We start from the raw sequence: 12,408 nt of genomic DNA on the forward strand, positions 1-12,408 counted from the left end.
CTCTCTATGAAGTTAGTCCGATGATGCGCTTCAGCCGATCGATGTCGACATGCTGCCGTACATGATGGGCCAATCGCGCGAAAGCTTGCTCCCGCAGCTCGCCGACGCGGATACCGCCTTCGAGCGGCGCCATGTCCCGGGCCATGCGCAGGCGGTTCAGCCAGCCCCGGCGAAAATCGTCATTATGCAGCACGCCGTGCAAAAACGTTCCCCATACGCGTCCATCTTCGTCCGCGCAGCCTTCGGGCGCGTAATCGGCCGCGGGCGATTCTCCAGCCATGCGGCTCTCGCGCAGCCGGAAAGGTCGGCCGGCCACGGGCGATGCCGGCCCCGCTGATCCGGCCATCGATGCCTGACCGCGCCAAATCACCTGGCCGGTATGAATTTCAAAGCCCGACACGGGATATTCCGCCCGCCAGCCCGGCATGGCGGCATATCCGTCCGCCCGGACCGTGCGTTTCTCGGCCGCGAACCGCACGTCGAACGGAAACCAGCCGAAGCCCGGCACTTCATCGCGATCCGATTCCGTATGCAGGGGATCGAGCAGCCGCTCGCCAAACATCTCGTAGCCGCCGCACAATCCGGCGACATGGCCGCCCTCGCGTTTGAACCGCTCCAGCTTTTCCGCCAGCCCGCTCGCGCGCAGGAAGATCAGGTCGTCGACCGCGTTTTTGCTGCCCGGCACGATCACCGCATCCGGTTCGCCCCACTGGTCGGCCCTTGCGATAAAACGCACCGCAACATCCGGCTCGGCGCCCAGCGGATCGATATCGGTGAAATTCGAGATATGCGGCAGCCGGATGACGGCGATATCGAGCTTGCCGCCGCGGCTTTCCAACCGGCGCTCCGCCGAGTTCGCCGCCGACGCGATGGCTGAATCCAGCGAGAGGGAATCTTCGTCCTCCAGGCCGACGTTCGGCAAATACGGCACGACGCCGAGAACCGGCTTGCCCGTCCGCGCCTCCAGCCAATCGAGTCCCGGCTGCAGCAGCGTGACGTCGCCGCGAAATTTGTTGATGACGAAGCCGCACACCCGGTCGCGCTCATGCGGCTCCAGCAGCTCGAGCGTCCCGACGATCGCCGCGAACACGCCGCCGCGGTCGATGTCCGCCGCCAGCACGACCGGAGCGTCCGCCCAGGCCGCAGCCCGCATGTTGACGATATCGCGGTCCTTCAAGTTAATTTCCGCGGGGCTGCCCGCGCCCTCCAGCACGACGACGTCGTAGGCGTCTCTCAGCCGCCCGAGCGCCGCTTGAACGATCGTGCCGGCTTCCGCCAGCACCTCTTCGCGGTAGACCCGCGCTTCGAAGTCGCCGAGGGGCTTGCCGTGCACGACGACTTGCGACACCATCTCCTTCTTCGGCTTGAGCAAGATCGGGTTCATATCGGTCGTCGCGAGAATGCCGCAAGCGTCTGCCTGCATGCCCTGCGCCCGGCCGATCTCCTTGCCGTCCCACGTGACGTAAGAATTCAGCGACATGTTCTGGGATTTGAACGGGGCCGTCCGGTAGCCGTCCTCCTTCAGAATCCGGCAAACGGCCGCGGTCAGCAGGCTTTTCCCGACATCCGAGGCCGTTCCTTGAATCATGAGCGTGCGCGCGGGACGATATTCGGACTGACTCATTCGCATTCTGCCTCCCCTCTCGCCGCCTGCGGGTTTGTCGAAAGCAGCTGCCGAAGCTGCTCCAGCAGCAGCTCGTTGTCGGGCCGCAGCCGGACGGCCAGGCGGAAGTACCGATCATCCAAGCCGACGAAATGCGCCGCGTCGCGGATCAATATCCCTTTGAAACCCAGCGCCTCCTGCAGGCGAGCGGAGGTCCAGCTCCGCGTATCCGGGAAGGCCGTCAATACGTAATTAACCGAGGCGCTGCCATAGGTAACCAATCCGAGCGCGGCCAACTCCGCACGCAGCCATTGCCGTTCCTCCTCCAGCCACGCGATCGTGTCGGCCGCGTACCGAATATCCTCCAGCACGGCTTCGCCGATCTGCTGGGCGAGCGAATTCACGCTCCACGGCACTTGCAGCGCCGCAAGCCGCCGGATCAGCGCAGGATGCGCCGCCACGTACCCGAGCCGGATGCCGGGAATCGCGTAAAATTTCGTCATCGACCGAATGACGATCAGCCCCTCGCGCGAAGCGGCGTCGCGCAGCACGCCGAGCTCCGATTCATTCGCGGCGAAATCCATGAACGCCTCGTCCACGGCCACCGTTTCGCCTTCATCCAGCAGCTCCTTCACGATCGCCGCGTCGACGACCTGCCCGGTCGGATTGTTCGGCGATCCCAGAAACCACAGCGTCTGCCCGCTTCGCAAGCCCGATCGCCGCAGCTGCGCCAGCTTCTCCCTCACCGCTTCGGGAGTCAGCCGAAATTGTTCTTCCGCTTGCAATTCGATCGCCTCAACGATTGCGCCGTTCTTGACCGCCGCCTCCCGATACTCGCCGAAGCAGGGCTCCGCGAGTACCGCCGCTTGCGGCCGCATCAACCGACACAGCAAATCGATCAGTTCGGCGGCGCCGTTGCCGACGAGCAGGCTGTCCATCGGCATGCCATGATGCCGCGCAAGCTTGCCGCGCAGTCCCCGAACGGCCGGATCGGGATAACGCATGATCGCGTCTCCGTAATTCCGAAGCAGCTCGAAAACGCCGGAGGGCGGACCGAACGGATTCATGTTCGCGCTGTAATCGATGAATTGCCGCGGACCGCCGTCCGCTCCGAACAGCTCCCGGGCGGTTGTCCAATCCCCGCCGTGGCCGTAGCGTTCCAACATCGTACCACTCCTCGCGTTCTTTCAGTTTTCAACACTAGTTCACTTGCAAAATAATAACGAACAGTAATACCGCCTCGAGGATCTCCGTCATCGCGCCGTACGTATCGCCCGTCAATCCCCCCAGCTTGCGGGTCAGCCAAGCGGCGAGCGCGGCTCCTGCCGCGACGGCAAGTCCGGCCGGCAGCGCGATTGCCGCCAGCCAGCCGATTGGACCGGACGGTATCGTCAACAGGCACGCGACCGACATCGCCGCCTGGACGATTGCCGCGGCGACCGCATGGCGCGGATTGACGTCCTTGAACAGCGCAGCCATGCCTTCATCGGCCCGCGCGAACGGCCAGCATGCCATGGCGGCGACGACCCACAAGCGGCTTAAGCCGCAGCCCAGCGCCAACAGAGGCGCTTCGTCCAGCCAATTTTTCCCGCCGTCCAACCACGCCGCGAGCAGCGAGAATTTGAACAGCAGCAGCATGATCGCGGCGAGCACGCCCATGGCGCCGACGCGGCTGTCCTTCATGATCTCGAGCATCCGCTCGCGGGACCGATGGCTCAGCACGCCGTCGGCCGTATCCATCAGCCCGTCCAAGTGCAGCCCGCCGCTCAGCAGCAGCCAGAATCCCAGCAGCAGCACCGCCGCGGGCATGGACGGTATATGTCCGTCCAACAAGGCTCCGGCGGCGGCAACCAGACCGCCGATAACGACCCCTACGACCGGGTAATAGACCGTGCTCCGGGCCAGCAGCTCCGGCGTGAACGGAATCGACGCCGGCACCGGAATGCGCGTCAACAGTTGAAACGCGGCGCCGGCCGCCTGCAGCTCGCGTCTCAGGAAATCCATCGCCATGCGGCGATCACCCCCGCAAAACAAAATAAGCTCACGATATACAGCAACCTGACGGTCCGCACGATATCCCGAGCCTCGATCGGCCGAAGCGGCCAGCCCATCCGGGCGCGTTCGCTGACCGTACCGAAATACACGTTCCGTCCGCCGAGCTCGATGCCGAGAGCGCCCGCGGCGGCGGATTCCGGAATGCCGCTGTTCGGGCTCGGGTGAAGGCGCGCGAACAGACGGACGGCCCGAAGCGCCCTGCCGGCCGACAAACCCGGCGTGATCCAGGCCGCCGCTGCCAGCAGCCAGCCGCTCATTCTGGCCGGTATGTAATTCAGCACGTCGTCGAACCGAGCGGATGCCCAGCCGAACCGCGCATAACGATCGTTCTTATAGCCGACCATGGAATCCAGCGTATTGGCAGCGCGGTAGAGCATCGCAAGCGGAGCGGCCCCGAGCACCGCGAACAGCAGCGGCGAGAGAAAAGCATCCACGGTATTTTCCGCGACCGTTTCGATCGCCGCGCGGGCCGTTTCCTGCTCGCCCATCGCCGTCGTATCGCGGCTGACGATATAGCCGACGTATTTGCGGGCTTCGCTCAAGTCGCCCGAGGCAAGCGGCCGGAAGACGAGCATCGCCGCGTCCTTGAGCCCTTTGACCGCCATCGTCGTCGACATCAGCCATGCCGACGCGGCATAACCGAGCCAAGGATGGATCCATGCGGCGAGCCAGCATATTCCCGCGGTTACGGCCGCCGAGACGAGAACCGTCGCGGCCGTCAACAGCACGCCGCGCCTTTTCAATGCGCTTGGCGTCAAATGCACCCCTTCAGGGCGCAACAGCCGCTCCAGCCTCGCGATCATTCGTCCGATCAGGATGACGGGATGCGAGATCCATCTGGGATCGCCGACGGCCCAGTCGATCGCGATCGCGGCAGCCGCGAGCAACAGCGTTTCGTGCAGGGAATAGAACAACATCCCGTCACTCCCCTTCCAGGCGAAACGCGTGCTTCTTCAGATCGATCGGGATGCCGGCGACGACGAGATAGGCTTCGTCGCAGATCGCGGCGAGCTTGCGGTTCAAGCGGCCCGCTTCATCGCGAAATCGCCTTCCGAGCGGGTAGGCGGGCACGATTCCGCTGCCGACTTCGTTCGTGACGAGCAGCAGCGGCCCGGTATAGGCGGCGACGGCGGCGCTCAGCTTCTCCACTTCCGCGTGCAGCTCCCCGTACGTTCCCGTATCCTGATCTCCGTCGCCCCGCGTACCTTCATCCAGCCGCAGGAGCCGGTTCGTCAGCCATAACGTCAAGCAGTCGACGAGCACCGCGGGCCGTTCGCCGCCGTCGCCCTGCTCGCGTTCGAGCTCGCCCAGCAGCTCCGCCAGGACGAGCGGCTCCTCGATCGTCCGCCAGCGATAACCGGATCGCTCGCGCGTCGACCGATGCCTCGCCGTCCGCTCCTTCATCTCGTCGTCCCAGCTCTGGGCGGTCGCGATATAGATGCCATGACCGGACAGCTTCATCGCATACGCTTCGGCGAAGCCGCTCTTGCCGCTTCTCGCCCCGCCCGTTATGAATATCGCCATTTCGCTCGCCCCGTTTCCAATGTCGTTCCTTATTGCGCTCTCAGGCCGGGCCCGTAATCCGAACAGCAGATGCGCATTCCCCATTCATAACAGCCGCTCGCATCGCGATTGTCTTCGCGCGGAACGAGCTTACTCTCTCGACACACCGGCGCTTTCGAACGTCGCCATCTCCCGCATCACGCCGAGAGCCGCATCCACGAAATGAAATGCCAGCACGGCGCCCGTTCCTTCTCCGAGACGCATCTCCAGATGGATCATCGGCGCGAGGCCGATGCGCCGCAGCAGTCCGGCATGCCCCTGCTCGTGCGAAAGATGGGAGCCGAGCATGAACGCGGCCGCTTTCGGCGCAATGGCGGTCGCGACGAGCGCGGCCGCGGAAGAGATAAAGCCGTCGACGACGACCAGGCAGCGGTTCGCCGCCGCGCCTAGAATGACGCCGACGAGCCCGGCGATTTCTAGCCCGCCGACCTTCGCCAGCGCGCCGATGGGGTCGGAAGCGTCGGGGCGGTTCAGGGCGATCGCGCGCTTAACGACTTCGACCTTATGCTGGCGGCGCGCCTCGTCGATTCCCGTGCCGAGACCGACCGCCTCGTCCGCCGGCAAGCCGCCGAACACGGCGCAGAGCGCCGCGCTCGGCGTCGTATTGCCGATGCCCATATCGCCCGTCGCGAACATCCGATAGCCGTCGGCCGCTAATCTCGCGACGAGGTCGAACCCGCCCTGAATGGCGGCGACCGCATCCGCGCGCGACATCGCGGCTTCGCGCGTCATGTTCGCCGTCCCTTTGCGCGTCTTGCAGACAATAAGTCCTTCGTGCGCCAAATCCGCATTCACGCCCATATCGACGCAATAGACGTCCGCGCCGGCGCCGCGTGCCAGCACGTTCACCGCAGCTCCGCCCGCCAGGAAATTCAACACCATTTGCGGCGTTACCTCCGCCGGGAACGCGCTGACGCCCTCTTCGCAAACGCCATGATCGCCGGCCATGACGATAACGGCGCGCTTCGAGAAATCCGCGGCGAGCTCTCCGGTTATGCCCGCGGCCTGCACGGCGATGCTTTCCAACCGGCCCAGGCTCCCCGGCGGTTTCGTCAAGCTGTTCAAGCGTTGTTCCGCGGTTGCCATGCCCGCGGCGTCCAGCTCGCCGATCTGATCCATGGATGCCAACAATCGTTCTTCGCTCATTTATTCGCTTCCTCTCTCTTCTCTTCGGCAGGCGGAACTTCCGGCAGCAGCAGCAGCTGCGGCACGCCGGTTGCGGGATGCGGCAGCACGACGGTCCGCGCGCCGAAGACCCGTTCGATCAGGTCTGGCCGGACCACTTCGGACGGCGGCCCGAACGCTTCGATGCCGCCGCCGTGCAGCACGAGCAATTCGTCGCAATAATGCGCCGCCAGATTAAGATCGTGAAGGACGGCCACCACCGTCAGCTGCCGCTCCGCCTGCCAGCGCTTGACGGTATCCAGCAGCTGCACCTGGTAACCGATATCCAGATAAGTCGTCGGCTCGTCGAGCAGCAGCAGTTCCGGCTCCTGCGCCATCACCTTCGCGAGCGCGACGCGCTGGCGTTCGCCGCCGCTCAGGCCGTCGACCCGGCGATCCTGCAGCTCGGCAAGCCCCATATCCCGAAGCGCCCGCTCCACGACCTGCCCGCCTTCGGGGGCTTCCTCGCCGAGCCAGTTCTGATACGGGAATCTCCCCATCGTCACTGCCTCGCGCACCGTGAAGCTGACGGACGGCAGTCCGCCCTGCTGAAGCACGGCGATTCGTTTGGCCAGCTCCTTGCGCTTGTAAGCCAGAGCCGGCTTGCCTTCCAACAGCGCCTGTCCCGCGGTGGGGCGGTCCATGCCGGAGAGCAGGCGCAGCAGCGTCGACTTGCCCGCGCCGTTCGGACCGATAATGCCGTACATGGCGCCTTTGCGCATCGAGAAGTTCAGGTCGTTCAATATCGAATGGCCGGCAATCGTCATCGCGAGTCCCTTCGCTTCGATCATGACGCACCTCCTTGCAGCACCTTGCGCCGATAGAGCAAATACGCGAAGAATGGCGCGCCGATCAACGCCGTCACGATGCCGAGCGAGATTTCCTTCGGACTGAGTGCCGTCCGCGCGAGCGTATCCGCCCAGACGAGGTAGAAGCCGCCCCCGATCGCGGACAACGGCACGATAATCCGGTAATCGGGTCCCACGATCAGCCGGATCAGATGCGGCACGACCAGCCCGACGAAGCCGACGACGCCCGCGATGGAGACCGCGACCGCGGTAAGCAGCGTGGAGACGAGCAGGACGATCAGCTTGGTGCGCTCGACGTTGACGCCCAGATGCGCGGCATGCCGCTCGCCGAAGACGAATAGATTCAGATGCTGCGAATACCGGATCAGGACCGGCAGTCCCACGATCAAGAAAGGCGCGATGAGCTTCGCGTGCTCCCAGCTTCTTGCGCTGAGGCTGCCCATGAGCCAAAACATCGCTTCGTTCACGACGTTCTGCGACAGCGTCACCAGGAACGACACGAGCGCGCCGAGGAAAGCCTGCACGATGACGCCCGACAAGATCAGCGTCTCGACGTTCATGGCTCCTCTGGCCCGGGATAACGCGAACACGATCAGCAGCGTAACCATGCCCGTGGCGAAGGCGACCAAGGGGACGGTCCATAGGCCGAGCGCCGATTGCAGCCCGAACACGATCATGAAGGCGGCGCCTACGGAGCAGCCCGAAGCGACGCCGAGCGTGAACGGATCGGCGAGCGGATTGCGCAGCACGCCTTGGAAGCCCGCTCCGGCCAAAGCCAGGCAAGCGCCGACCAGCACGCCAAGCACGACGCGCGATAAACGAAGCTGCGTCACGATGGCGATATCCGCGGCATCCCACTTCGTGCCGGCATCCGGCATCCATGGCAGCTGATGCAGCAGAATGCCCCACACATCCTTCAGCGCCAAGCCGGCCGAGCCGATCGACAGGCTGACGACCATAGATGCGAGTAAGAGGAGCATCGCTGCTCCTCCATACGCGTATAATTTCGTCCGCATCTTATTGGAACAGATCCGGATGCAGCTTCTTCGCGACTTCCAGCAGACCGTCGGCCAAGCGGGGACCGACCCGCGTCAGCGGGTCCTGATCGACTTCGAATACCTGCTTATTCTTGATCGCCTTGATCGCATTCCAGCCCGGACGCGATTCGATCGCCGCGAGGATCGGGTTTTTCTCGCCTTCCTTCACCGTCATGGACGCATATATGATCTCGTCGGGGTTCGCCTTCACGACGGCCTCCGGATCGATCTCGTACCAATTGGGCTCCGTGGCGATGTTCGTCCCGCCGGCCAGCGTGATGAGCTCGTCCAGAAACTCGCCCTTGCCGACTGTCCAGCCCGGCGAGAATTCCAGGTATACGTTCGGCTTCGGCGCATCCTTGACCGTATCCGCCACCTGCGTGCGCACCTGTTCCATATGCTCGGCGACCGCCGCCGCTTCCTTCGCTTTATCGAGCACCGCGCCGATCTGCTTCACCTTCTCGATAACCGCGTCGTAGGTCTTGGGATCCGACGCATAGACCGGCAGCTTCAGCGCGCGCAGCTTATCGACGACGGCCGAGCTCATGCTGTACGAAGCGAGGATCAAGTCCGGCTTGAGCGAGACGATCTTCTCGATATCCGCGTTCATGTCGCCGATCTTCGGCTTATCCGCCGCTTCCTTCGGGTAATTCGAGTAGTTATCCACGGCCGCGACTGCATCGCCCGCTCCGAGCGCGTAGACGATTTCCGTCTCGCTCGGCACGAGCGTCACGATCCGCTGCGGCGCGGCTGCGAACGTCAGCTCGGAACCCGTGACGTCCTTGACCGTAAGCGGATATGTCGTGGCTTGGGGGCCAGCCGCAGCGACTTCGTTGCCGGCAGCCGTTTCGTTATCGGCTGCTGCTTCATTGCCGGCGGCCGCATTATCGGCCGCCGCTCCGTTGCCTGCCGCAATGTTGCCCGCAGCCGCATTCGACGCATTGCCCGCCGCGGCATTGTTCGTCGTTCCGCCGTCGTTCGCTTTGTGCGCGCCGCAGGCCGTCGTCAGCAGCAGCAGAGCCGCCGCCAGCAGGACGAAAGCGATATTCCTAATAGCAGATGATTTCCGTTTCCATTCTCGTTTCATGTTCATCGTTCTCTCTCCCGTTCCGATAATCTGATGCAACTCACTTCTTCGCTTTCACTGGTTCCCGCAACAAAAAAAGCATCTCCGACTACAGTGTCAGAAATGCTCATGTCCCAATGAACGACGGCAATAAACGCTCCGTGTACGGAAGCGGCGGAATTCGAGTTCGTATCCGGCTCATTGCCATTTTCTAACACCCTCCTAAATCCTCGTAGGCAGCGTTATCCCGTTACAGGCAGGTCTCCTGACTCGGAGCAGCGGGCATCGCCGTCTTCCCGGACGGTCGAACGTCCAGTGACTTTCATCGATGCCTTGCCCGGGCTCGTCATGCAGCCGGGGCGCTCCTTACAGTGGCGGGTCCGTGCCGGCTTCTCACCGGTCTTCCCTATTAAGCCGCACGCTCGCTGGCAGCGCGATCGTGCAGCACCTGTAACTCCATCTATGCGATTGTATCTGAGCTACTATACCATTCCTCCGCAAGCGTTGTCTAGACGATCCTCTGCCAAAAACGAGGTCTTTTGGCCGGGTTGTGCCGCATATCCTATACCCTTCCCCTAATTCCGAGCATAGCACTATACATTATTGGGAGGCGTTCGAATGTCCCGCCGGAAAGAGCTTCACGCCGCCAGATGCCGCACGGCGCTGTTCGCCGCCGCGGCCGTGCTTGCCGTTGCCCGCATGCAGGCAGGCGGCGAGCTGCGACCGCCTATGCTGCCAGGCGCCGATCCAGCTTGCGCTTCATCTGGCCGTTCAAGCGAAGCGCGTTCCCCACGACCGATACGGAGCTGAGCGCCATCGCCGTTCCCGCCATCCAAGGCTCGATGCCGCCTACCGCCGCGAACGGGATCACGACCGCATTGTAGAGAAAGGCGAAGCCCAGGTTCTGTCGGATGTTGCGAACGGTCAACCGGCTGATCTGCAGCGCCTCCGAGATCCCCGTCAGCCGCGATCTAAGCAAGGTCATGTCTCCCGCGTCGAGTGCCGCTTCCGTGCCGCCTCCCATGGCGATGCCCACGTCCGCCGCGGCGAGCGCCGGCGCATCGTTCCACCCGTCCCCGGCCATCGCCACGACCAGCCCGTCTCCTTGCAGCCTGCGGATCAACGCGGCCTTCTGGTCCGGCAGCATGGAGGCATGCACGTCCCGGATCCCCGTCAGCCCCGCGGCCTTCTTGGCTGCGGACGGATGATCGCCGGTCGCGAGCAGCACGCGGATGCCCTCTCGCTTCAAGCCCTCCACCGCTTCCTTGGACGTGCGCTTCACGGAATCGGCCAGCGCGAAAGCCCCTGCGCAGACGCCGTCGACGAAAGCGTAGACGACGGTCTCGCCAGCTTCCTCCTTCCGTCCGGCAAATCCTTGCAGCGAGCGGTGAATTACCCAGGACCGCTCCGCGGCGAAGCCCGCGTTCCCCACCGCGACCGTTTTGCCCTCGACGAGCGCCTCGATCCCTTTGCCCGGGTAAGCGGCATGCGATGCCGAAGACGGAACGACCAGCCCCGCACGCCGGGCCGACTCCCGGATCGCTTCCGCGAACGGATGCTGCGACCGCTCCTCCGCCGCCGCCGCAAGCCGCAGCAGCGCGTTCGGCGCGCCGTTCAGCGCGGATACGCCCGTCACGGCCGGCTTGCCTTCCGTCAGCGTGCCGGTCTTGTCCAGCACGATCAAGTTCAGCTGCGCCAGCCGTTCAAGCGCGCTCGCTTCCTTCAGCACGATGCCCCTTCTGGCGAGCTTGCCCGTCGCCAATACGAGCGATATCGGCGCGGCCAGCCCGAGCGCGCACGGGCATGCCGCGAGCAGCACGGCCAGCGCATGAATCGAAGCCGTTTTCCAGTCGCCCGGATTGAGCCACACCAGCCACAGCGCCAGCGTGGCGAGCGACAGCGCCATCATGACGGGGACGAATACGGCCGCCATGCGGTCCACCTTGCGCCCGATCGACGACTTCGTCGCCTGCGCCTGCCTCGTGATCGCCGCGATGCGGCTCAGTAAGGTCCCGCGTCCCGTGGCAAGCACCTGCATGCGCAGCGGATGGCCGATGACGGTCGTGCCGGCAAAGACGCGGTCCCCCGCGAGCCGTTTGACCATGCCGCTCTCCCCCGTTAGAAACGATTCATCGAGCGTCGCTTCGCCATCCGCGACGATGCCGTCCGCGGGCAAATGCCCGTTCGCTTCAACGATGAGCTGATCCCCGACGCGCAGCCGGTCGAGCGGAATCCGTTCGGTTTTGCCGCCGCGCACGACGATCGCTTCCTTCGCCTGCAGCGACGCGTAGCCGTCGCCTTCTTTCATGACCCGCTCCGAGGCGGCGGCCTCCAGCAGCTTGCCGCCCAGCACGGCGGTGATGACGACGGCCGACGTCTCGAAATACAAGGCGCCGCCCGTCATCATCGATATATAGCTGTAGACATACGCCGCCGTCGTGCCGATCGCGACCAGCACGTCCATGTTGGCCGTTCGCTCCCGCAGCGCATAGTACGCGCCGAAGTAAAACGGCATGCCGATAAAAAACTGCACGACCGACGCGAGCAGCAGCTGCAGGATCGGCTCTTCGATGAAAGCAGGCACCGGAATGCCGCGCAAGAGGTCATAGTGATGAACCATCGTCCATAATAAAGGCAGCGTCAGCAGCGAACCCGCGATGACGCGAAGCTTCAGCGCGTCGATCTCCGAGCCGCCGTCCTCGTCGCGCCCGTGCGGAAAAGCCTGAAAGCCGATTTGCCCGATCCGTTCGATGATGCCGGCCGGCGAAACGGCCCCCGAAGCATACGTAATAAAAGCGGACTTCGCCGCATAATGCACCGACACGCCGGACACGCCGGCCAGCTTGCCGACCGCCCGTTCGATCCGGGTCGCGCAAGCCGTGCAGCTCATGCCGTGGATGCGCAAATCCAGCACTTCTTCCTCGTCCAGCGGCTGCATGGCCCGCCCTCCTTCGATTCGTCGTTCGCGATGCATGGAATTCGCGTGTCAATCTCCTGCCGTGCAGACAAACCCAAGCTGTCCTACTCTCCACTATATGGCAGGAACGCATGGCGCATGATACAAAATAAAAAGCACTTCCGCATCGAAATGCGAAAGTGCCTCTTCACGCC

Annotated in this window: 10 protein-coding genes and 1 riboswitch; all 10 genes read right to left on the minus strand. The window is 64.0% G+C overall.

Going from position 1 to position 12,408, the window contains the following annotated elements:
- Positions 1-4: 4 nt before the first annotated feature.
- Complete coding sequence (locus AC50YL_RS00475; protein WP_494828445.1) at positions 5-1,624, minus strand: cobyric acid synthase; 1,620 nt, start codon at positions 1,622-1,624, stop codon at positions 5-7.
- Positions 1,621-2,769, minus strand: coding sequence for a threonine-phosphate decarboxylase CobD (gene cobD / locus AC50YL_RS00480; protein ID WP_494828447.1), 1,149 nt, complete (start codon positions 2,767-2,769; stop codon positions 1,621-1,623). The genes AC50YL_RS00475 and cobD overlap by 4 nt, the downstream gene beginning before the upstream one ends.
- A 34-nt stretch (positions 2,770-2,803) precedes the next feature.
- Positions 2,804-3,613, minus strand: coding sequence for an adenosylcobinamide-GDP ribazoletransferase (gene cobS, locus AC50YL_RS00485; RefSeq protein WP_494828449.1), 810 nt, complete (start codon positions 3,611-3,613; stop codon positions 2,804-2,806).
- Positions 3,595-4,575, minus strand: a complete 981-nt coding sequence (gene cbiB, locus AC50YL_RS00490; protein ID WP_494828451.1) for an adenosylcobinamide-phosphate synthase CbiB — start codon at positions 4,573-4,575, stop codon at positions 3,595-3,597. Before cbiB ends, cobS begins: the two co-directional genes overlap by 19 nt.
- 4 nt (positions 4,576-4,579) lie before the next feature.
- Positions 4,580-5,182 carry a bifunctional adenosylcobinamide kinase/adenosylcobinamide-phosphate guanylyltransferase gene (gene cobU, locus AC50YL_RS00495; protein ID WP_494828452.1) on the minus strand — a complete coding sequence of 201 codons (603 nt, stop codon included), beginning with the start codon at positions 5,180-5,182 and terminating at the stop codon, positions 4,580-4,582.
- A gap of 129 nt (positions 5,183-5,311) precedes the next feature.
- Positions 5,312-6,367 (minus strand): nicotinate-nucleotide--dimethylbenzimidazole phosphoribosyltransferase, encoded by a 1,056-nt coding sequence (gene cobT, locus AC50YL_RS00500; RefSeq protein WP_494828454.1) that lies wholly within the window; start codon positions 6,365-6,367, stop codon positions 5,312-5,314.
- Positions 6,364-7,176 carry an ABC transporter ATP-binding protein gene (locus AC50YL_RS00505; RefSeq protein WP_494828456.1) on the minus strand — a complete coding sequence of 271 codons (813 nt, stop codon included), beginning with the start codon at positions 7,174-7,176 and terminating at the stop codon, positions 6,364-6,366. Before AC50YL_RS00505 ends, cobT begins: the two co-directional genes overlap by 4 nt.
- Positions 7,173-8,210 carry a FecCD family ABC transporter permease gene (locus AC50YL_RS00510; protein WP_494828458.1) on the minus strand — a complete coding sequence of 346 codons (1,038 nt, stop codon included), beginning with the start codon at positions 8,208-8,210 and terminating at the stop codon, positions 7,173-7,175. Before AC50YL_RS00510 ends, AC50YL_RS00505 begins: the two co-directional genes overlap by 4 nt.
- 1 nt (position 8,211) lies before the next feature.
- Positions 8,212-9,324 (minus strand): ABC transporter substrate-binding protein, encoded by a 1,113-nt coding sequence (locus AC50YL_RS00515; protein ID WP_494828460.1) that lies wholly within the window; start codon positions 9,322-9,324, stop codon positions 8,212-8,214.
- 211 nt (positions 9,325-9,535) lie between these two features.
- Positions 9,536-9,764: riboswitch (cobalamin riboswitch) on the minus strand.
- A gap of 260 nt (positions 9,765-10,024) precedes the next feature.
- Positions 10,025-12,235: a heavy metal translocating P-type ATPase gene (locus AC50YL_RS00520; RefSeq protein WP_494828462.1), complete on the minus strand. Its 2,211-nt coding sequence runs from the start codon at positions 12,233-12,235 to the stop codon at positions 10,025-10,027.
- Positions 12,236-12,408 lie beyond the last annotated feature (173 nt).

This window comes from Paenibacillus sp. J22P277, from assembly GCF_059383675.1.